This is a genomic window from Lederbergia sp. NSJ-179, assembly GCF_022867885.1.
GTDB lineage: Bacteria > Bacillota > Bacilli > Bacillales > Bacillaceae_C > Lederbergia.
This window is the reverse complement of the sequence record NZ_JALIFP010000014.1, coordinates 65,434-90,228: the sequence shown is the minus strand read 5'-3', so window position 1 is coordinate 90,228 and position 24,795 is coordinate 65,434. Positions and strand designations below refer to the sequence as shown.

23 protein-coding genes are annotated in these 24,795 nt (G+C 37.2%); 14 read left to right on the top strand and 9 right to left on the bottom strand.

Features of this window, described 5'->3' with window-relative positions; translation table 11 throughout:
- Positions 1-113 precede the first annotated feature (113 nt).
- Both MUB24_RS12340 and MUB24_RS12335 read right to left on the bottom strand, forming a co-directional pair.
- On the bottom strand, positions 114-1,256 hold the full coding sequence (locus MUB24_RS12340; RefSeq protein ID WP_244704459.1) for a response regulator transcription factor: 1,143 nt from the start codon (positions 1,254-1,256) through the stop codon (positions 114-116).
- Between the two features lie 4 nt (positions 1,257-1,260).
- Positions 1,261-3,033 (bottom strand): cache domain-containing sensor histidine kinase, encoded by a 1,773-nt coding sequence (locus tag MUB24_RS12335; RefSeq protein ID WP_244704457.1) that lies wholly within the window; start codon positions 3,031-3,033, stop codon positions 1,261-1,263.
- Between the two features lie 122 nt (positions 3,034-3,155).
- Here MUB24_RS12335 and MUB24_RS12330 point away from each other — a divergent pair, with 122 nt between their 5' ends.
- The 11 genes from MUB24_RS12330 to MUB24_RS12280 all read left to right on the top strand — a co-directional run bounded on the left by MUB24_RS12330 (position 3,156) and on the right by MUB24_RS12280 (position 14,845).
- Positions 3,156-4,178, top strand: coding sequence for an ABC transporter substrate-binding protein (locus MUB24_RS12330; RefSeq protein WP_244704455.1), 1,023 nt, complete (start codon positions 3,156-3,158; stop codon positions 4,176-4,178).
- Between the two features lie 78 nt (positions 4,179-4,256).
- Complete coding sequence (locus tag MUB24_RS12325) at positions 4,257-5,363, top strand: ABC transporter ATP-binding protein (RefSeq protein ID WP_396426754.1); 1,107 nt, start codon at positions 4,257-4,259, stop codon at positions 5,361-5,363.
- Entirely contained in the window at positions 5,326-6,996 is a 1,671-nt protein-coding gene (locus MUB24_RS12320) for an ABC transporter permease (protein WP_244704451.1), read from the top strand. Before MUB24_RS12325 ends, MUB24_RS12320 begins: the two co-directional genes overlap by 38 nt.
- 69 nt (positions 6,997-7,065) lie before the next feature.
- Entirely contained in the window at positions 7,066-8,229 is a 1,164-nt protein-coding gene (locus tag MUB24_RS12315) for an extracellular solute-binding protein (RefSeq protein WP_244704449.1), read from the top strand.
- A gap of 11 nt (positions 8,230-8,240) precedes the next feature.
- Positions 8,241-8,360, top strand: a complete 120-nt coding sequence (locus MUB24_RS12310) for an NUDIX hydrolase N-terminal domain-containing protein (protein WP_244704447.1) — start codon at positions 8,241-8,243, stop codon at positions 8,358-8,360.
- 64 nt (positions 8,361-8,424) lie between these two features.
- The gene (locus MUB24_RS12305; protein ID WP_244704445.1) at positions 8,425-9,258 is read left to right on the top strand and encodes a hypothetical protein; all 834 of its coding nucleotides are present in this window, start codon (positions 8,425-8,427) and stop codon (positions 9,256-9,258) included.
- 508 nt (positions 9,259-9,766) lie between these two features.
- Positions 9,767-10,156 carry a nucleoside 2-deoxyribosyltransferase gene (locus tag MUB24_RS12300; RefSeq protein ID WP_244704443.1) on the top strand — a complete coding sequence of 130 codons (390 nt, stop codon included), beginning with the start codon at positions 9,767-9,769 and terminating at the stop codon, positions 10,154-10,156.
- A 1,006-nt stretch (positions 10,157-11,162) separates the two neighbouring features.
- The gene (locus tag MUB24_RS12295) at positions 11,163-11,768 is read left to right on the top strand and encodes an NADPH-dependent FMN reductase (protein WP_244704441.1); all 606 of its coding nucleotides are present in this window, start codon (positions 11,163-11,165) and stop codon (positions 11,766-11,768) included.
- Between the two features lie 19 nt (positions 11,769-11,787).
- A complete protein-coding gene (locus tag MUB24_RS12290) occupies positions 11,788-12,975 on the top strand; it encodes an NAD(P)H-dependent oxidoreductase (RefSeq protein WP_244704440.1) in 1,188 nt (395 codons plus the stop codon).
- Positions 12,976-13,055: 80 nt separating this feature from the next.
- The gene (locus MUB24_RS12285) at positions 13,056-13,988 is read left to right on the top strand and encodes an FAD:protein FMN transferase (protein WP_244704438.1); all 933 of its coding nucleotides are present in this window, start codon (positions 13,056-13,058) and stop codon (positions 13,986-13,988) included.
- Between the two features lie 101 nt (positions 13,989-14,089).
- Positions 14,090-14,845, top strand: coding sequence for a SurA N-terminal domain-containing protein (locus MUB24_RS12280; RefSeq protein WP_244704437.1), 756 nt, complete (start codon positions 14,090-14,092; stop codon positions 14,843-14,845).
- Between the two features lie 303 nt (positions 14,846-15,148).
- On the opposite strand, the gene MUB24_RS12275 is transcribed toward MUB24_RS12280, so the two are convergent.
- From MUB24_RS12275 to MUB24_RS12255, 6 genes are all read right to left on the bottom strand, one after another.
- Entirely contained in the window at positions 15,149-15,394 is a 246-nt protein-coding gene (locus tag MUB24_RS12275) for a VOC family protein (RefSeq protein WP_244704435.1), read from the bottom strand.
- 20 nt (positions 15,395-15,414) lie between these two features.
- A complete protein-coding gene (locus MUB24_RS23675) occupies positions 15,415-15,516 on the bottom strand; it encodes a VOC family protein (RefSeq protein ID WP_396426748.1) in 102 nt (33 codons plus the stop codon).
- A gap of 514 nt (positions 15,517-16,030) precedes the next feature.
- Positions 16,031-16,666 carry a pentapeptide repeat-containing protein gene (locus MUB24_RS12270; protein ID WP_244704433.1) on the bottom strand — a complete coding sequence of 212 codons (636 nt, stop codon included), beginning with the start codon at positions 16,664-16,666 and terminating at the stop codon, positions 16,031-16,033.
- Between the two features lie 821 nt (positions 16,667-17,487).
- A complete protein-coding gene (locus tag MUB24_RS12260; protein ID WP_244704431.1) occupies positions 17,488-17,988 on the bottom strand; it encodes a hypothetical protein in 501 nt (166 codons plus the stop codon).
- A gap of 58 nt (positions 17,989-18,046) precedes the next feature.
- Positions 18,047-18,373: an EamA family transporter gene (locus MUB24_RS23670; protein ID WP_396426747.1), complete on the bottom strand. Its 327-nt coding sequence runs from the start codon at positions 18,371-18,373 to the stop codon at positions 18,047-18,049.
- Between the two features lie 65 nt (positions 18,374-18,438).
- Entirely contained in the window at positions 18,439-19,647 is a 1,209-nt protein-coding gene (locus MUB24_RS12255) for a YqcI/YcgG family protein (RefSeq protein WP_244704429.1), read from the bottom strand.
- A gap of 586 nt (positions 19,648-20,233) precedes the next feature.
- On the opposite strand from MUB24_RS12255, the gene MUB24_RS12250 reads away from it, so the two are divergent.
- The 3 genes from MUB24_RS12250 to MUB24_RS12240 all read left to right on the top strand — a co-directional run bounded on the left by MUB24_RS12250 (position 20,234) and on the right by MUB24_RS12240 (position 23,470).
- A complete protein-coding gene (locus MUB24_RS12250; protein ID WP_244704427.1) occupies positions 20,234-21,241 on the top strand; it encodes a LacI family DNA-binding transcriptional regulator in 1,008 nt (335 codons plus the stop codon).
- Positions 21,242-21,303: 62 nt separating this feature from the next.
- Positions 21,304-22,098, top strand: a complete 795-nt coding sequence (locus MUB24_RS12245) for a glycoside hydrolase family 16 protein (RefSeq protein WP_244704425.1) — start codon at positions 21,304-21,306, stop codon at positions 22,096-22,098.
- 40 nt (positions 22,099-22,138) lie between these two features.
- A complete protein-coding gene (locus MUB24_RS12240; RefSeq protein WP_244704423.1) occupies positions 22,139-23,470 on the top strand; it encodes an ABC transporter substrate-binding protein in 1,332 nt (443 codons plus the stop codon).
- 407 nt (positions 23,471-23,877) lie between these two features.
- On the opposite strand, the gene MUB24_RS12235 is transcribed toward MUB24_RS12240, so the two are convergent.
- On the bottom strand, positions 23,878-24,771 hold the full coding sequence (locus MUB24_RS12235; RefSeq protein ID WP_244704422.1) for a LysR family transcriptional regulator: 894 nt from the start codon (positions 24,769-24,771) through the stop codon (positions 23,878-23,880).
- Positions 24,772-24,795: the final 24 nt, after the last annotated feature.

Genomic DNA, 24,795 nt, shown 5'->3' with positions numbered 1-24,795 from the left:
TTACCAAATGGAAAAATTTTAAATAATTAAATGAATAGCATTCATTCTGAAATTCTAGCAATTAAAGATTTAAGGAATAAAAAAGCTCCCTACTCAAATGTAAGGGAGCGATACTATTCCTCGATGTCCTTACCCAAAGAGCCATTCTCGCGAAATTGCAAGGGCGTTAGTCCAGTTGTTTTTTTGAAAAGTTGGCTAAAATATCTAGATTCCGTATAGCCGACTTCGGCTGCAATTTCATATGTTTTTAATGTGGTCGAAAGAAGCAGTTCCTTCGCTGCTTCCATTCGTTTTAATGTAAGATAGTCAACAAAATTAATTCCTGTATGTTGTTTAAATAGTTTACTGAAATAGCTATTGCTCATATTGAGTTTTGCTGCCAGTTCAGTTTGACTAATCGCTTCCTGATAATGCTGTTGAATGTACTGGATTACTTTCTCAAAGTCTAGAGTATATTGATCATCATGGTATTGGAAGATTGTAATATTTTGGCTTGCCTTGTAAAGTTCGGAAGCCGAGTTTGCTTGCTTATATAGTGTAATAAGTTGATTTAAATCATCTGACAGAAGGCTTACATGGAAAGTAGCATGACATTCCATCCTGCTATAATGGTTCTTTAACTTCTGAATCGTGTCTTCCCAGTGTTCTCCATTCTTTAATGAATGGCAAAAATACACTTGTTGAGACACTTTGTCGTCAATTAACTGAACGGATTCTAATGTTGCATGAACTATTTTTTCTGCTTGTGAACGAACGATTATAAATCCATAATGGGGACGTATATTCCCGAATGATTGGATCTTTTTCATGTTTTGTAATGTATGATGCTGGATAGCATCTTTAATGAATAAAGCCAATAAGTTATTCTTTTCTGCCTGCCTTAAATATAAATCACTAGTAATCGAGTGCATTGTTGCTTCTAATTCATCCACATTCGTTGGTTTTAATAAAAAGTCATCCGCACCGAGTTTAATTGCTTTCTGAGCATATTCAAATTCATCATGCCCTGTCAATAAGACTAGCATTAAATCTGGAAATTGACTTCGACATCTTTCAATTAATTCCAACCCACTTATCCCAGGCATACGGATATCCGTCAATAGAATATCAGCATGGAAGCGAGTCAACATTTCTAGGGCTTCATTTCCATTCGTAGCTGTTCCAATGACTTCGATTCCCCACTCCTTCCAAGGCACTGTTCTTTTTAATCCTTCCCGAATTGTCCACTCATCATCAACAATTAAAATAGAAAACATCTTTTTAACCTTCCTTATATGGAATGAATATGTCTACTTTTGTGCCTACTTCTACCTCAGAGGTGAGTGACCATTTGAATTGATTCCCGTAGCTTAAATATAATCTTTTGCGGACATTTTCAATTCCAATTCCTAAATCATCAAATTCAATTCCTTCTTTAATTTCTCGATTGACAAGGGAGAGTGTCTCTTCATCCATTCCGATTCCATTATCTTGAACAACAATGTGAATGTTTTCTTGCTCTTTTGTAATGACAATCTGGATTATTCCTTTAGAAATCTTATTTTCCAGGCCATGTACAATCGCATTTTCGACGATTGGCTGCAGCAATAGGGCAGGAATTTTTTGATTTAATACCGAATCATCCACCTTTAAATGGACATCAAATTTATCCCGATAGCGAAACTCCTGTATGGTTAAGTAGTTTTTCAGCTGTTTCACATCCTGCTCAATGGTAACGAAATCTTCCCCCTTCCTCACAGAGTACTTCATAATTTCACTAAGTGAAACGACGATTTTACTGATATCATTTACGCCTTCTAGTCTCGCCAACCAATTTACCGTTTCTAATGTGTTATAAAGGAAATGTGGATTGATTTGGGCACGTAATGCTTTTAGTTCTGAATCTTTCATACGAACCTGTTTTTCATAGTTTTCTTGAATAGAGACCTTTAGTTTTTCTAGCATTCGATTAAATCGTTTGCCAAATATCCCAATATCATCATTGTATTTCGGATCAAATCGAACCTCGAGATTTCCCTTTTCTACTTCTTTCATTAAATAAATCAATTTATAAAGTGGCTTTGTCACTGTTTTAGACAAGTAATAGGCTAGCCATATGGAGAAGATGATCCCCATTAACGCAAAGTTTAAGGTTAAATTTCGGACAAGATTGTTTTTCTGTTGGATGATATCCATTGGAATAATACTGATCGATTTGAAATTCGTGTTTTCATCTGTTTGATAGGTCAAAATAGATGCTGTATCATGCCAATCAAATTTAAAAAAACCTTTTTCCCCGTTCATAATCCGGTCATAGTAAGTTGTTTCCAGCCTTGTCCCGATATTCGTTTTGTCAGGTTGACTTGAAATGATATACCCTTGATTATCTAATAAGAGAAAACTGTCATTGGTTGCATAGTTATTTTTCTCGTAGATATTGGAAAAGGCTGATTCATTTATGTCGACCATGAGATAACCGATTTTTTCATTCGTTTTAGAATCGATTAGAATACGTCCCGCTGTGAGTACAATGTCTTGATGATCGACTCGATTAAGAGAGTAATTTGTATCCCAGACGAGGGAACCTTTTGCATTATTTGCTTTTCGAAATACTCCCCATGACTCCCTTATGGTGTTGTAGCGATTTGGGAGGTAATCATTAGAAAAGTACCGGTCTCCATTTAGGCCGATTACATATAGATGAACATCCCAATCCTTAACTCCCATAACAGTATCAAAAACATCTTGGACATTTTTGTAATCCTCGTATTTTTCATTAAGGCTTCGGTCGCTATCCTTCTTAAGAATCGCTTGTATTTCTTCATTTTTATAAAAGAAAAGTGTCATTTGTTCCACGTCTTTTAAAAAATAGGAAACCTGATGGTTAATCGATGTAATTCGTTCTAGTTCATTTTCACTGACTTCTTCTTGGAGTAACCCTGATAAATAATTAAATGTAAAAAGTCCTAACAGTAATAATGGAATAAGGGATGTAATGACAATCACGATGATAAGTTTACTGCGTAAATTTAGATTGTTTAGTTTGCCTAACATGTCCACACCCTTTAATAGGAAAAAAATTATACATGATTCGAAAAAAATATGAATTGTATCCGTTTTCGACGGTCTGTATCATCAATATTGTAGCACAATTAAAAATATAGGAGGTTATGAAAATGAAGAAGGTACTATTTCTTTTTATCATGGGTATGCTTCTTGCGGTGATCACTGCATGTGGATCTGATGATAAAGAAGAAGCTAGTAAAGATACTGGTTCATTAACCGTGTACTCGCCACATCAAAATGAAATTATTAATCCAATTGTAAAAGAATTCCAAGATAGAACAGGTATTAAAGTGGACGTTGTAACGGGTGGTACGGCTGAGTTATTAAACCGTGTGACTGCCGAAGAAGGTAACCCAGGTGGGGATGTATTTTGGGGTGGTGGTGCAGAATCATTAGAGGCCTATGGTGATAGCTTTGAGGCGTATAAAACGGCTGAAGACGATGTCATCCCGGCCGAATTTAAGAGTCCAAGTAATATCTGGACTGGTTTCTCAGCACTTCCAATGGTGATTATGTACAATCAAGAAATGGTAGATGACGCGGATGCACCAAAAAGTTGGAAAGATCTATTAGACGAACAATGGACAGGAAGAATTGCTTACGTTGATCCAGGTAAATCTGGTTCTGCTTATACCCAATTAGTGACCATGCTTACAGCCTATCAAGATGATGGCGATGATGGTTGGGGCTTTGTAGGAGATTTTGTATCCAATCTGGATGGAAAAGTTTTATCGAGCTCTAGTGCTGTACCAAAGGGTGTGGCAGACGGTGAATTCCCAGTTGGTATCACATTGGAAGAAGCTGCTTACCGCTATATTGCTGGTGGAGCATCTGTCAATGTTCATTATCCAGAAGAAGGAACATCTGCTGTTCCCGACGGTGTTGCTTTAATTAAGGAAGCGAAGAATGGAGACAATGCAAAGAAATTTATTGATTTCGTAGTAGGTAAAGATGTACAAGAAATGATCGTAGAGGACCTCAGCAGACGTTCCATTCGTAATGATGTAAACCCACCAGAAGGATTGGTAGATAACGATAAAATTCCACTAGTAGATTATGATTTTGGTTGGTCTGCTGATCATAAAGATGAGGTAATGAAACGGTTCCAACAAATCTTAATTGAACAACAATAGAATACAGCTTTAAAGGGATCATGTGTATACTTGGTCCCTTTCTAAAAAGGAGGAAGGACATTGCAAGATCACGTGAAAATACAACAAATCAGTAAATACTTTGGTGAGAATAAAGCTATTGATCATATAAATATTGACATCGGCAAAGGGGAATTTTTCACCTTGCTTGGCCCAAGTGGATGTGGAAAGACCACACTACTGCGAACACTTGCGGGATTCTATCAACAGGAAGAAGGACATCTCTACTTTGGTGACCAGCATATGAATAATGTTCCAGCACATAAACGTAATATCGGAATGGTTTTTCAAAACTACGCTATCTTTCCTCATTTAACCGTGTTTGAGAATGTTGCTTATGGCTTAAAGGCAAGAAAGGTTAAAAAAGATGAGATTAAAGCAAGAGTAACAGAAGCTTTAGATATGGTTGAGCTTTCACATTTAAAAGATCGCCAACCTTCCCAATTGAGTGGGGGGCAACAACAGCGTGTTGCTTTAGCCCGTGCCATTGTGATTTATCCGGGTTTATTATTGATGGATGAGCCACTTTCCAATCTAGATGCAAAACTAAGAATTAAGATGCGTGAAGATATTCGTAGACTACAAAAAAGGCTTAATATCACGACAATCTATGTAACCCATGACCAAGAAGAAGCCCTTGCTGTATCGGATAGAATTGCTGTGATGAGCGAAGGGAAAGTTCAACAAATTGGTAGACCCTATGAAATTTATTTAAGCCCCGCTAATAAATTCGTTGCGAACTTTATTGGCACAACGAACTTCCTAGAAGCTGATTTGGAGGTAGTAGATGCGGAGAATAAAGCGATTGTAACAGTTGAGGATGTAACATTGGGTACAAATCTTTTGGAAAATGTAAACGGTAAAGCAATATATTCCATTCGACCAGAACAACTTAAGATTTACGGGACTAGTGAAGCTAGACCAGCCTTAGTAGATGGGGAGATTATCGACGCTACCTTCCTTGGAGAATCTGTTGTGTACAAAATTAGGCTGAACTCGGGGACAGTGATCAGTGCACACGAGCACTCCATTCGATACAACATGCTTAGAAAGGCCGGAGATCGGATAAAAGTAGATTTAAATCCTGAAGAAGCCGTTATTTTCGATGAAAGTGGGGAGGAAGTACTAAATGAACACAAGAACACAAGCATTAAGGAAATCGTTTAGTCTCCGATTAGACTTTTGGCATTATGTTATTATTGCGGCATTTATCCTAATTGGCTTTTTTCTCATTTACCCTTTATTTAATATATTTGTTAATAGCTTTTGGCAAGATGGAAAAGTTTCACTAGAAAATTATCAAGAATTTTTTAGTTATAAATATTATTATTCCGCATTAATTAACAGTTTCATCGTCTCAACATCTGCAACCTTCTTTGCTTGTTTGCTAGGCATTCCGGTCGCTTATGCGATGTCGAGATTTAATATTCCGTTTAAAGGTGTTTTCCATATTTTAATTATTCTAACCCTATTGTCTCCTCCATTTATCGGAGCGTATTCTTGGATTTTAATGCTTGGAAATAATGGATTTATTACGAACTTTTTAGCGAGTCTCGGAATAAAAATACCTTCTATTTATGGATTGCATGGGATGATCTGGGTGTTTACATTACAGTTTTACCCACATATTTATCTATATGTGTCTGGAGCATTGAAAACAATTGATGTATCTCTTGAGGAAGCATCAGCAAATCTTGGGGTGTCTGGTTTTGATCGCATTCGTAAGGTGACATTACCATTAATATTTCCAACCATTTCAACGGGGGCATTAATGGTATTCATGGCCTCTTTCGCTGACTTCGGTACTCCCATGTTAATTGGACAAGGAGAAAAAGTCCTTCCCATTTTAGCCTATGATCAGTTTATTAGTGAAATGGGGTCTAATCCAGCAATGGCAAGTACGTTAAGTATGATTTTACTCGCGGTCACAACCTCTGTATTACTGTTCCAACGACATATTGTGAATAGAAAAACATATACAATGAGTTCATTACGACCACCAAAAGTGATTAAGCTAAGCCCAGTAAAAAGGGTCCTAGCAACCTTAATGGTTATGGGAGTAGTGACATTATCCATCATTCCACAAGCGACCGTCATTACGACCTCGTTTTTGAAAACGAATGGGCCTGTGTTTGTTGGGGGATTTAGTTTAGATAGTTATCGAGAGGTCCTTTATAAGGTGCCAAAAGCCATTCAAAATACATTTACGTATGCAAGTGTTGCGATTGTGATTATGGTCATTGCAGGATTATTACTTTCATATGTAGTGGTAAGAAGAAAGTCTAAGATTACCTCTTTCTTAGATGCGTTAATTATGATTCCTTATGTTATACCGGGTACTGTTCTTGGGATTAGTTTAATCATTGCCTTTAATAAGCCACCTATTGAATTAACTGGTACATGGGTGATTTTGGTTGTAGCGTATGTTGTACGAAAACTGCCCTATACGATGCGCTCCAGTACCGCTATATTGCATCAAATGGATCAAAGTGTTGAAGAAGCCTCCATAAGTTTAGGTGTTCCACCTATGAAAACATTCTTTAAGACAACGGCAATTTTGATGATACCAGGGGTGTTATCGGGGGCAATTTTAAGTTGGGTCACCACTATAAATGAATTAAGTTCCACTATAGTGTTATATTATGGGGCAACGGCCACCATTACCGTTTCGATTTATAGTGAAGTCTTTACCTCTAACTTCGGAACAGCTGCAGCATTAGCATCCATGTTATCCTTAGCAACGATTACTTCATTAATTATAATTACGATTATTTCTGGTAAAAAGGAGATTTCAGTTTAATAGGGGGTCCATGCCTAGACTCACAGCCTGAATGATCATCATTAATACCTTAATAGGGGGTAGTGAACGATGAAATTAAGAGTGCTTTTTCTTCTATCCGTTTGTATTGTCGTTCTTTCCATAATCTATACAATTAATCTAATCAACCAAGACTTTGTATTGAACAAAGAGGATGAATATGAGGATACAATGACGATATGGATGACTACTCCCGGACTTCTTTCTTCTATTCATCATTTTGAAGAAAAAGCAAAAATTAAAGCGAATATTAAACAATTTCATAACCAGGAAACGTTATTAGAAGAATTAGCACTTGCTCAAACGGAGGGCGATTTTCCTGATATTGTCGAGGTTAGTTCAAGTTATGGATTAGATGAAGTGGTAGCGGTTGGGAACCCCTATTCAAGTGAGGAAATGGGTCAGGAATTATTTGCCCCTTTTCATAAAGCCATATTAGAAAATTTTTATTATACGGATGGACTTTATGGGTATCCTTTAGGAGTTGAACTCCCAATCATTGTGATCAATCGGTCCATTCTAAATAATCATTTTGCGGAAAATCAATTTTTAACCCCTTTTTCCTCGGATGAATCCCTAGAAACATCCAAACTCATTCAAGATAGAATTAATCACAACAATCAAACGAAGCCGTTTTGGTTATTCCACTTTGATGAAGATATACCGTACTATTGGGAAGCCTATCAGTACACTAGGGAGAATTCCGACAATTCCTTTGAACGATATTGGACCAACTTAGTCAAGAAGTATCAGCTAATGCCGCCACTTGATGAGCATATGGCGGTTACACGGTTTTCTAACATGGAGATAGGTGCCCTCATTACCACGTCTAGTAAATTACAAATGATTCAAGAACTTATCGGTAATACATTTGAATTTGAAGTTCTACCATTGCTAGACAGTCGGGAACCATTGTTTATTTCTGGAAATGGTTTTGTTGCTTTAGATAATGGAGAAAAGGTAAGACGGTTGTATCAATTTTTAGGTCAAGAGGATGTTCAACTAGAAATTTTGCAAAACACAGGATGGATGCCAACAAGGAAAACATTGATGACCAATGAGACTTTTATTTACCAATTACCAATGGCTAAGTATTTGTACCATCTTGTTCAGGAAAACAATAAATTCCACGGGCAAGAAGTTACAGAAGGAAGTAGGAACATTTGGAAAAACATACAAGAAAAAGCAAAAGAGATCGAGAGAAGCTCCGAATAAAGGAGGGGAGTATGGATACGGCAGAGAAAATAAAGTACTGGGCAAGGGAAATAAAAAGTTTATCGCAAACAGGGTTAGCCTATAGTAAAGATCCGTTTGATAAGGAAAGATACCTTCATTGGAACAGATAGATGTAGTAATAAAAGTGGCTTCTAGCGATACGAATAACGTTTATTTTGATTAAGGGGTGATTGGGTGAAGCTAGTTGAGGAATTTATACAATCAAAAAGTGGTAATATGGATGTGTGTGAGGATACGTATTTCTGTAACGAACACTTTGCTGCAGTAATTGACGGGGCAACTAGTGTATCCGATCGTTTGTATAATGGGAAAACACAGGGTAGACTAGCTGCGGAATTAATTCGAAAAGCTATTGCAACATTAAATGGGCAAGAGTCAATAGAGGAAATTATTGCAGTAATTAATGAAAAATATAAAGAATTGTATAAGGTATTGGACTTGGAAGAAGAAATACTCGAATTTCCATACCTATGTCCAAGTGCATCGATGGTTATTTATAGTAAATATTATCATAAGGTATGGATGGTAGGAGATTGTCAGCTGTATTGTGAAGGCAAACTCTATCAAAATATCAAACATATTGATGAGGTTTTTAGTGAGGTTAGGAGCATTATTTTACAGGGAGAGTTATTAAAGGGGAAAACGGTTGAAGAATTATTAGAAGGAGAAGATATCGGATTCCAACTAATTAGACCACTGATTCAAAAGCAATACAACTTTCAAAACACCACACCAGATTGTCACTTAAGTTATGCGGTTGTAAATGGATTCCCTATACCTCCAGAGCTCATTAAAACGGTTGATTTATCTAATGATGTGGAATTTCTATCATTAGCCTCTGATGGTTATCCAAAGATCATGGATAACCTCAAAGAAACCGAAGAAGAACTGTCCCGTATTTTAAAGGCTGACCCACTTTGTATTTATGAAAATAGATCAACGAAAGGATTAGTTAACCACAATAGATCATTTGACGACAGAACCTATATTAAAATCCAAATAAAATAGGGAATGCCTGCCACTCTCCAAAGATAGTCAAATTTTTGCGAAGTTTTACCGTTGTTTTAGGTTCGCGTAACATAAGGTTCCTTTCAAGTGAAGCGGAACGGGGAAACTGTTCCGCTTTCTGTGGGACGGGCAGTCGAACCTTGTGTATCACCATGAGGTGGTATCTGAATGATATGCGGATAAACGAGAGACCCGTAGTCGGATTTGCAAAGGTTTTTTAATCTTGTTATTGTGAAACAAAAGGATATGTTAACTTTTTAGTTTAAGAAGAAATTAAGTGAATAAAGTCTTCAACATCTTTGACACACAATTTTATTCCATTTTCCCAAAAGTATTCTGAAGTAATGTCTTCTCTTAAGATATATATTACTCCAGAACAAGAAAGGGAATGGGGAGCCTTAGCTATTATAATTAAATAGTTAAATATTAAAACTCATTTTTAAAGCTAAGATGGTGTTTCTAAAACTAAAAGTTAGTTCAAAATATTTTATCGTAGACGGAGGAGTGTATGAGAAAATTTTATGTCGCTTCGAGCTTTAAGAATAAAGATACAGTTCGCTATGTTAGCCAATACTTGAAAGATAAGGGTTTCATACATACATATGATTGGACTCAAAATGAAAGAGCATCAACTTTTGAAGATCTAAAAAAGATTGGACATCAAGAAAGAGATGCCATATTAGAATCAAATTTTATAATTGTTATATTACCAGCAGGAAAAGGAAGTCATATTGAGCTTGGGATTGCCCTGGGACAAGGAAAAAAGATTTATCTATATTCACCCGATGGGGGAGTAAATAACTTTGATACGACAAGCACATTTTATCATCTACCTGAAGTAGATAAATGTTTTGGCACCATTGAAAACTTATTGGAGAACGTCATCGCAAATGAATAAATTGATCTATCGCTTGTTCGATGGTTGCGTATATGGTACGCTGGTCTGTAACAATTTCAAGCTCAAGGCTATGCCGCTCTAAAAAGCCTTTCCATAACCTGATTAATTGTTTTAATGGCAACATTACGATTGTCAGTTAACCATGTTGCGGATATTACCTTTACCCCCATCTTCTATATCTTGTATTGGTATTGGATATAGTTAAGCAGTGTTCTGTTAAACGTAACAAGCAAAATATAATCATCGTTTTCTTGTAAGCGAGGAAGCCATAAAAATTGGCTGATGCTAGGTCTAACTCCAGGCGCCAACGGCTCGAGGTCAAATAACCTGAGCCAATAAAAGTCAAAACGGAACTTTTCTTTTCTCAGAACATTTGCTTGTCGGAGGCCTGCAGGATGCAGGTCAGAACGGCGTTGCGACAGGACGTCGCGCTTTTAGCCGTTCTTCCTATTTAAAGGTGCTTGCGCTTTTCTAGACAATAATGCGTTTGCAGAAAAGAAATTCTCCGTATTGCCACGGTTGTCTTGCCAGACCCAGCTACCCCTTAATCAACATATGCCCGTTTGGCTCCAGCTCCACAATCTTTCGTTGTTCGACATTCAACTTCATTTGTATGTACCTCCAACAACAAAAACATCAGTTTTATCCTTATTTTACCATAAGTGAGGGAGTTTAGAGGGAAGGATTAGCCTGTTGACGAAATACTTGGATGCTTTGCAAAATGATTTCCGAGAGAGATGAAATCAATTTACATATCAAACTGACAAGGTATTCATATATTGTAATCGTCTAGTAGACTATGATTTTTCTGAAAAAACATCTAATATCTCTGAACACCCTTGTACAAATGAATAAAACGTATTATGGTAAGTATGTGATAAACATCACAAAGTTTTCCCGGAAGTTGTGGTAATCTTCTAAGTATAGTGTTTTAACTTGTAACAAATGAAAAGTATACCTTCTCTGAATCTTGCGATGTACATATTATTGGAAAGGAGCAATAAAAATGATGAATTTGCTAGGTATAGTCGGAACGAACTCAGATCATTCTACGAATCGTCTTTTGCTTCAATTTATTCGAAAACATTTTGCCGATCAGGCGAACATTGAAGTCTTCGAAATAAAAAATTTGCCTGCTTTTAATAAGCCGAAAGATAGGGAGGCACCTGAGGAGGTTCAACAGCTTGCGGATAAAATTTTGGAAGCAGATGGGGTGATCATTAGTACTCCGGAATATAATCATTCCGTACCAGCGATATTAAAAAGTACCTTAGAATGGTTGTCCTATACGACTCAGCCACTTATTGATAAACCAGTCATGATCACTGGAGCTTCATATGGGAAATTAGGTTCTTCCCGTGCCCAAGCCCATTTACGGCAAATATTGGATGCACCTGAATTGAAAGCACGCATTATGCCGAGTTCTGAGTTTTTATTGGGGTATTCATTACAAGCCTTTGATGAAGATGGTCATTTAAAGGACGTAAATAAAATAGAAGAACTTGAGGGAATTTTTAATGACTTTATACAATTTGTGGAGATTACGAATCAATTAGTCAAAAAGAATCATTCCCAGAAAAGAGTACAGAAGTTTTCATGGGAGGACAATTAATTATTGAGGAGGTCTATATATGAAACTCGTTGGAATCGTTGGTTCAAATGCTGACTTTTCATATAATCATCAACTATTACATTTCATCGCTAATCATTTTAAAAAATTGGTTGATATTGAAGTTTTGGATATTAAAGATGTTCCCATGTTTAACCAATCAAATGATCAAACTGACAGTGCTCCAATTCAATATTTAAATAAAAAGATTGTTGAAGCAGATGGTGTCATTATTGCCACGCCGGAATATAACCATTCTATCCCCTCTGCATTGCAAAGTGTCATTGAATGGTTATCATTTAAAATCCATCCTCTCGATGGAAAACCTGTGATGATTGTTGGGGCTTCTTACGATGTCCAAGGATCTTCACGGTCGCAATTACATTTGCGGCAAATATTAGATGCGCCCGGCGTGAATGCTGTCGTCATGCCAGGAAATGAATTTCTGTTAGGGGAAGTGCATAAAGCCTTTGATGAAGATGGAAATTTAAAAGACGCGCAAACAGCTCAATTCTTGGAAACCTGTATTAAGAAATTCATTCGCTTCATCAATGTTGTAAATATCTTAGACGCGCCTGAAGGGATGAAAGATCTATCAAGCAGTGAGGATTTATATGCTACTGGATCGATTGATACAACGATTCAAGGCGTTGATATGATGGCCGATGATTGGGTGGAGCAAGCTGCTGAAGCAACTGGGGCAGTGGAGGGCAATACGTATGTGAAGCTGGATCGTGGTATTTTAACCGTGAATCAATTGAATCACTTTTTAAATTCTATGCCTGCGGAATTAACGTATGCGGATAGCAATAACCAATTCTTGTACTATAACCATAAGTTTGACGCGGAAGACATGTTAGCCTCTCGTCGACCAGAGCAAGTGGGTTATCCGTTAGCAGAATGTCACCCTAAACAAGCATATAGTGGTGTTGCTTGGGTGATTCAACAATTACGTAAAGGGAAAGAGGATGTCGTCAAAACCCATGTGCCAACACATGGACCAGATAAGTTTGTTGTTCATAGCTATCAGGCCATCCGTGATGATGAAGGTCATTATCTTGGAATTAATGAATATGTACAAGATATTAAGCCAATTATTGATTGGTACCTAGAACAAACAGGACAACAATTAACAGGTGGGAGTGTTGACGCTGTATCAGGGGCAACGTCGAAAGTAGATACCGTATCGGGAGCAACTGTTAAAGAATAACAATTCTTCATAAAAAGAGGTCACGACGACCTCTTTTTTCAAGTTGATTTTTAAAGATTCGTAACGGAAGGGGGATCACCATGCAAAGCCGTGAAATACATATGATGGGGACGATTATCCAATTATCAATTCAACATAAATATGCCAATTTTGTTTTGGATGAACTGGTTATTCAATTGAAAGAATATGAGCAACGTTTTAGTGCTCATGATCCCACTTCAGAATTAATGGAAGTGAACAAAAATGCAGGCATTAAGCCGGTGAAAGTACATCCGAGTTTGTATGAATTAATTAAAGTTGGAAAGAAACATAGCACGGCTGCGGGGAGTTCTTTAAATATCGCCATTGGGCCGCTTGTCCAGGCTTGGCGGATCGGATTTGCAGATGCTCATATTCCATCAAAAGCAACTATTCAATCTTTGCTTAGCAAAACGAATGCTAGTGAGATCATCCTGGATGACCAGGAACAAACCGTTTTTCTAAAACATACTGGTATGTTTATTGATTTGGGCGCTTTAGCAAAAGGATTTATTGCCGATCTTCTTATCCACGATTTGAAATCTATGAATGTTCAAGCAGGTTTAATCAATTTAGGTGGAAATGTTATGACCTATGGATTTTCTCCCAAACATGAGGATGGTTACTGGCGAATCGGAATTCAACACCCTTTCCTCCCACGGGGAAATAACATCGCAGTTTTAAGGGCATTCAATCAATCCGTTGTCACCTCTGGAGTATACGAAAGAAAATTCACAACCAATAACAAAACTTACCACCACATCCTGGACCCTCATACAGGATATCCGATTCAATCAGAAATTGCTGGGTTGACCATTGTATCCAAAAAATCAGTTGATGGAGAAATATGGACAGGCCGCCTATTCGGACAGTCGCCCGGCCAAATCATTGATACATTAAATCAGATCGAAGATGTAGCAGGAATTGTGGTAACGAATAATGGTAAGCTTTATTATTCTGAAGCTCTTGAACCATATTTAATGGAATCAGTTTAATAGACTCTGACACAATTCAGAAGAGTATTGGAAAATCCCTCTTGTTATTTCTATTGTGTATATGTTAGACTGGCACAACACGATAAAAAAGGGAGGTTACTATGAAAAAATCCTGGTTATTAATGCTATCTTTTATACTCATTGCCGGCATCCTAGCCGCGTGTGGGGATAAAGATAATGAAGAAGGACATGAAGGTTCCGAAGGCAATGGAAACGAAAAGGCCGCTACAGAAATGCCAAAACCTGATTTAGAGGGTATTCCAGATGTTGTAGCTAAAGTGAATGATGAAGAAGTATTGAAAGAGGATTTCGAAAATATGTATCAAGGTCAATTTCAACAACTACTCATACAAGCTCAAATGTCTGGACAAGGCCTAGATGACCTCGATCAAGATCAATTAAAAAAGCAGGTTGCCGAGGGCATGGTGGGACAAACACTGCTTATTCAAGAAGCAAATAATACAATCAAGAATGTCTCGGATGATGACATCAATAAAACAATAGATGAATTTATCGCAGAATATGACATGGAATCTAAAGATGAACTCCTCAAAGTACTTAAAAAACAAGGCGTGGCTGAAGATGAATTCATGTCACAGGTCGAAACACAAGTGAAGCTAGATCAACTAATCGCGAAAGTTTCCGGAGATATTGAACCATCAGAAGATGAAATTAAAGAAGCTTATGAAAGTATGAAAGCACAACAAGAAGAAACAGGCAGTGATCAAGAATTGCCCAGCTTTGACGAAGCGAAATCACAAATAGCAGATGAATTAAAAGAATCGAAGCAACAAGAGGCAACCCAGAAATATGTGGCGGAACTCCGCAAAGATGCAGACGTCACGATTAACCTATAAGTTATCAAGTAAAAGACACTTGCTTACTCCCCGTGCTGGGAGCGAGCAAGTGTTTTTTACTGTTTCAAAAACAAACAGTCTAATTGTTTAGGTCCTTTTGTATGCAATGAGATCGTCTTTAATCGTCTTTTAGTCTTTTTCCTGAGTTTTGGATCATTTCCGGAATGCGGTCACGGACTAATTTATTATGTATAGGTGTGATCTGTCCTCCTTAAGATGTAATCATGAATCAAAAAAGCGGTGGCAGAATAAGAGCTCGAAAGACCTAAACTGCCGTTGCTTTTATTGTGCTATCGCTGCCTGTTAGCTTAAACCCCATATTTCTATAAAATTCCCATCCGGGTCGTAGAATGAAAAGGATTTGCCTTGATAGTCAAAGAATTCTCCGACTTTTATGCCTTTATCAATGAAATACTGATACGCAGATTCTGCGTCATCAACCATAAATCCGTAAGATGACTGGAGTGCTCCATTTGGATAGACAAAATGGGAATTAAGGTTGTCTTCATTTTGTTGAAGTAAGATTTTTATTCCTTCTTCATTTTCCAATTCAATATAAAACGGATCCCTCATAGTACCTTAAAACCCAAATGTTGTCCGTACCATTCTATAGAACGATCGAAGTTGCTTACCGGGATGGTCAAATATGTTGATTTCAGTGTTATTCCCATACTAGATTCCCCCTCCTCATTTTTGTAATGTAAATGATTTGTTGTCTAGCTTCAGGCGCCATCGATGAGAGGCTCTCGCAGGAGCGAGTCCATCAGCGTTACGCCGGGACGGCGTGCTTTTAGCCGATGTTCTTCCTACAACCTGAGCCATTGAAAGGCAAAGAACGCCTTTCTTTTGCCTAAAACATTTGCTTGTCAAAGGTAGCAGGCGCTTTCGTTTCAAGCTACATCCGAGCTTATTTTATCTGAGCCAAATAATGGGTCTGAAAGCCTTTAACGGCGAATAAAAGCGGCATGATGACGAGTAAAGACAGAGCATGACGAATAAAAGTAGCCTGACGACGAATAAAAACGGGGTTACGGCGAATAAATCCATTTCAACGACGAATAAAGTTCCACAATGTCTTTTCATATACCAACGTCGCTAAACGAGCACTTACGCTTTTGTCCTGTGCGACTAGTGAATGCCTGAATTGTTGAGGTGTTCCACAATCGTCCGATAGTGGGAGATCATCTATTCTTGAACCTTTAACCCTAATAAAGATGCAAACTGAATGGCTTGAGGCGCCGACACTTTGCAGCCTTTTAAGTTTTCAATGGACACAATTAAAGAATCAAAATTGGATGAGCTTATATCAATCCCATTTAATGACGTCTCTTCAAAACTCGCACCATTGAGGTTGCAAGAAAGAAACTCGACCTTCTTAAACTTACAATCATATAGGTCAGCACTTTTTAAAGAAGCACTGTCAAAGATTACTTTTTCAAATTTTGAATTCCCAAACATCACCATATTTAGAATGGACTGCTCAAACCTTGTATTACCAATATATGATTCCGTAAGATTGTTGCCTAACAGCTTACAATTGTGAAATTCAACTCGATTCATAGAAGCATTACTTAGATTTGTATTGGATAAATCGCAATTTTCAAAGCGCACATCTGTAAGGTCAATCCTGCTAAAATCCGTATTAGTAAAGTTACAATTTCTGATGATTGTTTTATATAATCTCAATCGATCCAATGCTTCGTTGGTAAATTCTGAATCGGTAATCATACACATTTCAAATTCGGGATCTTCTGCATAATAAATATCGGGAAATTTTCTTTCTGTTAAATCATTTGGAATTTTAGGCGTATCAATCTTCATTTTATACCTTCTTTCAAGAGCGTGAATATTTAGTTAGCTAACTGAATCAATTTCATATACCATAGCCTCAAGGCTTTTGAGATGTAAAAAAGGAGTATCTCCTCCAAATGTCAAAATGGGTAAGTCGCTATAACTAACTCCAGTTTAAGCCCCACGCTATGCGTGGGAGAACAGAAACGGAAGTACCTTTACGTATGATAAGAAAAGCGCAAGCGCCCGTTTAGCGACGTACAAACTTTTTAGGGGCCTGACGAGATAAAGGAAACACGATGAACCCGAAGGGTGAATCGATGTTGACTTACGCAAGCAGGCACCGAAAGTTTGCTAGTCGCTGGGCGCTGGAGCTAGATCCAACATTAGCCAAAATTTATACTTTCCTATCCTATAAAAAAGTCCTCCTCTGCTATAATGACAAAGATTTCGCAAGCCAATGTCGGGCAGAGGAGGACATCCATATTAGATAAATCAAGTTTATCACATACAAATTGGAATTGCATGTACCATATTGTGTTTATTCCTAACTATAGACGTAGAACCATGTATGGTCAACTTAGAAAAGATGTTCTCAGCTCTGAGGAGTAAATTTATATTTTGTTCCCTTTTTTTAAGAAAAGTACCTTATCAAAAATTTTGAATGTTCCGTCAATTGAGCTTCCTATTTTTAAGATCAAATTGAACCAAATTCCTTGTTTTCACTTTAAGATTGTGGATAACTTAATTTTTACTTTCTTATTACCACACCCTTTGCTATAATTTAGTTACTAGGTTAAATCTAACTTGAATGGGTTTCTCTAGTTTTATTAAGTCCTCTTCTGTTAGTGTTAGAGTCTGGAATGCTCTAACAGATCAGAGGCTTTTTTCTTTGCCTTTTTCTTTCCAACTTTGATGTTGGTAATATAAGTAAATGTCCTTTTGTCTTTCTCTAGTTCTTCCACAAATTCTAGTACATGAACTGTTCGTTCGTTGTAAGATATGTCATTTACCCATGAAATTCCTTCATAAGAATGGCTGTTTTCCAATACTTTAAGACTCTGAAATTCCCTCATGACCGATTTGATGCTTCCTTCTTTGAACCTAATTAAGAACTTCCATTTATTCTTATCGCATAGCTGAAATACGTTTTCACATGCATATAAGCTGTCTGCGATGATACAAATTGGTAGCCGTTTAAAAGTATTTTTCAACTTCTTTTCCATCCGATAAAAGGCATTCCGTTCACAATCTTGTTTTTCCACATCTTCTGATTCGTTCTCAATAAATTCTGATGCAATACTGAAAACCATGTCCCCAACCACTAGCTTTGCTTCCAAAACGTGATGCATATAAATAGTCTTTACCTCTCCTGTTTCTTCATTCTTATATTCTCGTTTCAGGCAATGCTCACAATGCTTTTGCCCATTTTTTTAGAGACAAGGACTCAGATAAAAATAATAAACTAAAAAGCGCTACCAAAACGGTTGTAAAGTTTAATAGCAAGGTTACTGTAGAGGCGGGTAGATATTTTAGAGCCAAAAACTGAGCACCTTGGGTCAAAGTATAGTTCGTTATTCCCAATATGATAATGGTTAGCCACTCTCTCCATGACATCTCTTTAACTATTTCTCTATTTTTCTTTGTAAAGATAAAGGGTAATAAACAAAGTGATGCTATTCCCCATATCGCATACCTGCATAAATTAAAGGCGGAATGTCTTCTAGACCAGACCAAAGAAAGGTTACTATTATAGCCACAATGACCGCCCTTTTATGTGAGCTTTTTATCAAATCCAAAGTCTACACCCACCATCTAACAGGGTCATCATCCATATGCAATGGTTTTATATATTTGTAGGCTTCAATGGGTTGCTTTATAAGTTCCGCCTCATAAATGCAGCCTTTCCTTTTAAATACTTTTCTAATAGTTTCTTTGGTTTTATCCCGATGTGGATTCCCAAAGTGTATTCTGTGGTGATCAAATGAGAACTCGGGTTGTAAAAAAATAAATGATGAACCAACAATAGGCGAATATCTTGGATTGTTTTCTGAATAAAAGTTAGCGAATGTTGTAACAAATAAGCGTACATTATTAAATGAAAACTGCCAGTTTTCATCTTCTATATTTTCCTTCATGCAATTCTTTCCCGTAGGATCGTTTTCTGCTATCACGTTGAAAGTTTCTTTTAACACTGTACTTAAACCATCTATATCATTAGCATACCTGTCATCACGAACTTCGATAACGAAGCCGTCTAAAGCTTCAATTTCTGCGCATTTGGTAAATCTCATTAATGATGGTAGGGTATTTCTGACATTATCTTTAATACTAATATTGGAATCCCATTCATAACTTCCCCATACCTTTGCTTTTTGAGAGAAGAAACAAGCTGTTTCATTAATTACAGATTTAAATCTATCTAGAGAAGCTTCTGTTGTTGGGTCATGTGAGATTTTGAATCTATTCTTATCGCGAACTGAACTTATATTCACGACCTTGGAAACATAATGAAATATATTTATATTTAACAAGTTTGAAAGTCCTATTAGTTCATAATGTAGTTTAGAAATTTCACTGCCTAAAGTTCTATCTCTTTCTTTTGGCTTTTTAACCTTATCCCCTTCATAATGATTAATAATTCTTGCAATTCTACCCGCAATCATGGACATCTTTAAAAATTTTTCATAGATCGAGTCATTACAGTTGATTAAATTTAACTCATTAATGTCAGTTGGAAATCCCATACGCTCATACTCCAATTTTAAGTCGGAAAGATACTGATTTGCTATACATGTTGAAATAACAAATATATCAGCCAATTCCCCACCTAGCTCTTCAGACTCATCTGGGACGTCTAAAAGAATCTCCCCCAGCTCTCCTAACTCCTCCATTAGCCTCGCTAATGCGGATATTGATCTCCAATAGCCCCCAAGACTTCTTATAGACCCGTCTATAAGTTTTTGATATTGATCAATACTAATAAGACTTAGTTTTTCGTTAACAATCATTATATTTCTCCCCCAAACATAATAAACTATATTAATATGCCATTATTTTAATATAGTTTATTATGTTTATCAAACAGAGGAATGGAATAGAAATACCTAGTTACAATGAACAAAATCCTCCATTTCTGGTCTTCACACCTTTTTAAAAACAATTGTTGCATAACTCATTTTGAAAATAGTTTGCTCCACCAGTTTCTTTTTTGGGTGCTTTCTACAACAAGGAGGCCTTTTTGACCTGCAAGATTTATATGATTTAGAACTTACCCAATGATTTAATGCTATTTTTCAGCGATTGACATCGAACCTATTCTTGCCTTATTCGCAAGGAAATCACGTTTTGGTATACCTGTGAACTTTAGCAGCAGGGCAAAGACTTATTCATTAATAGCTAGAATCTCGGAACGAATCCTATTCGGTGTTGTTTGGCTGCTTGGCATTTTTGCAATATTTTTTTGTCAATAAAAATAGAAAAATGAAAAATGGTGAAAAAATAAAAATAATGTATTTATTCTGTTGATTATTTTCTTTGATCATGGTACCGTATACACAACAGCGAAACCCATTTCGATTGGTGAGGTGTACGAACTTGCCCACAATTTATGATGTTGCTTTAAAATCAGGATTTTCGGCCACGACTGTTTCTAAAGCCTTTAATGATTACTCGGATATTAGCCCTAAAACAAAAAAGGAAATCTTAAAAATAGCAAAGGAAATGGGCTATCTCCCCAATTCACATGCACAGACTATTTTAACAAAGAAATCATGGACGGTTGGTGTTCTTTATTTGGAATTTTCTGGAATAGGGATTAAGCACCCATTTTTTAATGCGGTCATTGAAGGTTTCAAAGAAAGAATTGAATCTAAAGGCTATGACTTAATGTTCATTTCAAAAGATATCGGAAAAAGGAAGTTTAGTTACTTGGAGCATTGTCAATTTAGGAGTATAGACGGTGTTATCATTGTTCATTCAGATTATCATAATGAAGATGTACAAGAACTACTTAGAAGTGATATCCCTTGTGTCCTAATTGATATGGAATCAGAACACGGCAGCACGATCTGTTCAGATAATTACCGCGGTAGTGTTGAAGCGGTAGACTATTTATATTCCTTAGGTCATAGAAACATTGCCCATATTTCAGGAGGAGATGACACATTTTCCGGCCCAAAACGGAAAGATGGGTTTAAACAAGCGTTAAAGCAGTATGGATTACCGATCAAAGCGGAATGGATCGTGGATGGCGGTTATTTTACTTATGATAGTGGATATCAAGCGATGCAAACACTAATGAATTTAGGAGAGAGGCCAACGGCTGTTTTTGTTGCTGGTGATTATATGGCTCTTGGCGCCATACAAGCGATTAAAGATCGTGGTCTTCAAGTTCCTCAAGACATCTCTGTTATTGGCTTTGATGATATTGAATTAGCTCGATATACTACCCCAAAGTTAACGACGATTAGACAGAATACAAATCGTCTAGGTGGAAAAGCTGCTGATATTTTAATAGAGGCTATTGATCGTAAAGAGACGATTTCAATGAATATGATTCCTACTGAATTAATGGTAAGAGAATCGTGTCAAAGAATCACATAATATTTTTTGCTCTTTAACGAAATGGGTTTCGTTTTCCACTATTCAAAGAAGGAGGTTTTAAGATGAACATAAACGCAGATGAGACTCTAGATACACGCGTTCCTCAAGGTAAATGGAGATTGATCTGGTCAGATGAATTCACTGGCGACGAGATTGATCGATCCAAATGGACCCAAGTCGAAGGCGGACATGGTTTTGGGAATAATGAGTTGCAGTTTTATACGGGTCGCAAAGAAAACGCTTACCTGAAAAATGGGAAATTAGTGATTCGCGCATTGAAAGAAACCTATCAAGATAAGGCATATACGTCAGCAAAATTGATGACAAAAGGAAAGGCTGAATGGCAATATGGCAGATTTGAAATTAGAGCTAAATCTCCAAAAGGTCAAGGGATTTGGCCAGCTATTTGGATGATGCCAGCTGATACGTTGACATATGGGGAATGGCCTAGCTGTGGTGAAATCGATATTATGGAATTGATTGGCAGTTCTCCTAATACAGTTCATGGAACGTTGCACTATGGTCACCCTCATACGTACACAGGACAAAGCTACACCCTTAGCAAAGGGGACTTTTCCGAAGACTATCATATCTTTTCATTGGAATGGACACCTACTGAGATTCGCTGGTTCGTTGATGACAAACTTTACTCGAAACAAAGTACTTGGTTTACCTCTCATAAAAAAGGAGAAGAGCAAGAACCATTCCCGGCACCGTTTAACAGACCTTTCTATTTACAATTAAACCTTGCCGTTGGCGGGAACTGGCCGGGAAATCCTGATCAGACGACTGTATTTCCACAAACGTTTGAAATCGATTATGTCCGAGTGTATGAGTCTACTTCTAACTTTTCGTAGATTTTATTAAAAATAAATAAAGATAAGGGAGGAGATGCAAATGAAAGTTTTACAGTGGCGAATAATAACTTTACTCGTATTCCTGAGCTTATTTATAGCGGCCTGCTCTTCAAGTACTAATAATCCTAAAGAAAATACAGAAAATGAACTGAATGCTGAGCCAGAACCCATTACGTTAAAATTCCTGCATGCTCATGGCATTGATGATGAGGGATTTGAGAAGCAATATAAAAATCCAATCGAAGATAAGTTCCCTTATATAACGATTGAACGTATTGATACTGGTGATTTAGATGAATTAATCGCAAAAGGGGAAATGCCAGATATTTACTTTGTCGAGAATCCCGTCCACATAAAACAATATGTAGAAAGAGAATTAGCGCTCGACTTGTCAGATTTAATTGAAAAGCACGGTTTTGATTTAAGTCGGATACAACCTAATATTTTGACTGAACACCGTACTTTTTCAAATGGGAATTTATATACAATCCCATTATCATTAGGTTTGACTACCTTGCATTACAACAAAGATATATTTGATAAATTTGGGGTTGAATATCCGACAGATCATATGACTTGGGAAGAGGTTATTTCATTAGCTGAAAAAGTCACTGGCGAAAGAGAGGGTGTACAGTATCACGGGTTACAGCCTGCTTTTCCAAGTATTTTATATGATCAACGTGGGATAACCTTTGTTGACCCAGATACGGATGAGTCAAGAATTATGAACGATGAATTTCGTGAAGAATTTGTAAAAGTTTTACAAACAATGGAGCAAATAGCAAGTATTCCTGGGAATATACCGAAAGAAGATTCAGACGCATTTTTACTTGAATGGGGAGAACAGTTTATTAGTGAACGGAATGTCGCCATGCTCCCACTTTGGCAATTAATCGAGTGGTATTCCAGTGATGAAACGTTTAATTTCGATATTGTTACCTATCCAGAATGGGAGGATCTTCCGGGGATTACGCGCCCATCTAAAGCATTTAGTCTAGGTGTCACCGCGACAAGTGAATATCCGGATGACGCGTTTAAGGTGATTACCTATTTACTCTCAGATGAAAAACAGATTGAGTGGGCAAAAGCGGGGCAAGCATCCGCACTAGAAGATCCAGCCATTAATGAGCATTTACTCGAAGATCTAATCCAGGAACGTCCCCATGTTGGTGATCTTAATATAGAAGCATTAACGAAGCAAACACCATCAGCTGGAAGTGACCGTTATTCAGAATATGAGCATTTGGCTGGGGGCATATATGATACTATGGTACGGGAGTTGATAGAAAAAGATAAAGATATTAACACCGTTTTACGAGAAGCAGACGAAGCGTTAACCATTCTACTAAAGGATGAAAAGACGAAGAAATAAAGGACGATTACTAGATCTGACCAGTGGCCAATGCATGATTGGAAATAATTAACGATTGGAATTTATGGACTAAATGGGAAAAACTCCTATTGTTGAAATAAACATTGTGAAGTCCCTATACAAAACAGGTTTTCTACAAAGGAGTTTTTGCCTTGAGTAGCAAATGTAACAGTCTGAAGCACTAATTTGTCAATGCTTATTTCTTCTAGGCACGATATTCTCCAGTTTTCATGTTTTTTTATGAACAATTTGGAAGGACCGATTTGTTCAAACGGAAGGAGGAGAAGAGTTGAACGCGATGGACCATTTTACAACAAAGATATTGTCAATTGGTTATCGGGTTCGTTCTCATCAATGTTGACAACTTGTGATCTCCAAATGTAAAAGCATTTATCTCTTCTTGACGGTTACCTGTCAGGCCGATTAATGATTTGTGCAGCCGTGTCAATAAATTGTTTCACTAAAATGGATTCATCATCTGTTCGCCAAGCAAGACTCATCTCAATGCGAGGTGAATCTTGCTGGATGTCTAAGTAGGAAACGTCCCATATATGGAAGTTTGAAGTTGATCTTGGAACAATACTAACACCTAGTCCTGAAGCAACTAATCCCACAACAGTCTGAATTTCTTTGACACTTTGACGTATAGTTGGACTAAATCCTGCCTGATGACATTTGGATAAAATGTCATCATACCAACTTGGCCAAATCTCCCTTTCCACAAGAATAAATTGTTCCTTACTTAAATCATTCATGGAGATTGTAGAACGTTGAGCAAGAGGGTGAAACTTTGGCACGACAGCTACACATGTCTCTTGCTGGATCGACAAAAGTGATATCGTTGGGTCAAATACGGAAGGTCTGACAAAGCCAATATCAATTTCTTTATGATGAAATGCTTCAATTTGTTTTGGCGTAGGCATTTCGTGTAGCACTAGATCTACATTTGGAAATTGTTCTTGAAAACCTCTTATAACAAGAGGGAAAATGTCGAAAGTGGCAGACCCTACAAAACCAATCGCAAGTCTCCCCACCATCCCCTCTTCGGCTCTTAAAGTAAGAGCTTTCGCTTGTTCTAATTGGGTGAAAATCCCACGTACTTCTTGTAAAAAAATCTGCCCTGCATTGGTTAACTCTACATGGCGTTTTGTTCTCTTAAACAATGTAACACCAAGTTCTCTTTCTAACTGTAGAATTTGTTGACTTAAAGGGGGTTGTGTTATTTGTAGGCGAATGGCAGCACGGCCAAAATGTAATTCTTCTGCCACAGCAATAAAATACTTAATCTGTCTTAGTTCCATTTTTCTCACCTTTTTGATTAAGTC

What these genes read in the sequence shown, in the direction of transcription:
- MUB24_RS12300 (WP_244704443.1), top strand. Translation starts at nt 9,767, where the DNA reads ATGAGAAAATTTTATGTCGCTTCGAGCTTTAAGAATAAAGATACAGTT.
- MUB24_RS12290 (WP_244704440.1), top strand. Translation starts at nt 11,788, where the DNA reads ATGAAACTCGTTGGAATCGTTGGTTCAAATGCTGACTTTTCATATAAT.
- MUB24_RS12315 (WP_244704449.1), top strand. Translation starts at nt 7,066, where the DNA reads ATGAAATTAAGAGTGCTTTTTCTTCTATCCGTTTGTATTGTCGTTCTT.
- MUB24_RS12260 (WP_244704431.1), bottom strand. Translation starts at nt 17,988, where the DNA reads ATGCATCACGTTTTGGAAGCAAAGCTAGTGGTTGGGGACATGGTTTTC.
- MUB24_RS12245 (WP_244704425.1), top strand. Translation starts at nt 21,304, where the DNA reads ATGAACATAAACGCAGATGAGACTCTAGATACACGCGTTCCTCAAGGT.
- MUB24_RS12285 (WP_244704438.1), top strand. Translation starts at nt 13,056, where the DNA reads ATGCAAAGCCGTGAAATACATATGATGGGGACGATTATCCAATTATCA.
- MUB24_RS12270 (WP_244704433.1), bottom strand. Translation starts at nt 16,666, where the DNA reads ATGAAGATTGATACGCCTAAAATTCCAAATGATTTAACAGAAAGAAAA.
- MUB24_RS12280 (WP_244704437.1), top strand. Translation starts at nt 14,090, where the DNA reads ATGAAAAAATCCTGGTTATTAATGCTATCTTTTATACTCATTGCCGGC.
- MUB24_RS23675 (WP_396426748.1), bottom strand. Translation starts at nt 15,516, where the DNA reads ATGGGAATAACACTGAAATCAACATATTTGACCATCCCGGTAAGCAAC.
- MUB24_RS12340 (WP_244704459.1), bottom strand. Translation starts at nt 1,256, where the DNA reads ATGTTTTCTATTTTAATTGTTGATGATGAGTGGACAATTCGGGAAGGA.
- MUB24_RS12310 (WP_244704447.1), top strand. Translation starts at nt 8,241, where the DNA reads ATGGATACGGCAGAGAAAATAAAGTACTGGGCAAGGGAAATAAAAAGT.
- MUB24_RS12335 (WP_244704457.1), bottom strand. Translation starts at nt 3,033, where the DNA reads ATGTTAGGCAAACTAAACAATCTAAATTTACGCAGTAAACTTATCATC.
- MUB24_RS12240 (WP_244704423.1), top strand. Translation starts at nt 22,139, where the DNA reads ATGAAAGTTTTACAGTGGCGAATAATAACTTTACTCGTATTCCTGAGC.
- MUB24_RS12235 (WP_244704422.1), bottom strand. Translation starts at nt 24,771, where the DNA reads ATGGAACTAAGACAGATTAAGTATTTTATTGCTGTGGCAGAAGAATTA.
- MUB24_RS12330 (WP_244704455.1), top strand. Translation starts at nt 3,156, where the DNA reads ATGAAGAAGGTACTATTTCTTTTTATCATGGGTATGCTTCTTGCGGTG.
- MUB24_RS12255 (WP_244704429.1), bottom strand. Translation starts at nt 19,647, where the DNA reads ATGATTGTTAACGAAAAACTAAGTCTTATTAGTATTGATCAATATCAA.
- MUB24_RS12320 (WP_244704451.1), top strand. Translation starts at nt 5,326, where the DNA reads ATGAACACAAGAACACAAGCATTAAGGAAATCGTTTAGTCTCCGATTA.
- MUB24_RS12295 (WP_244704441.1), top strand. Translation starts at nt 11,163, where the DNA reads ATGATGAATTTGCTAGGTATAGTCGGAACGAACTCAGATCATTCTACG.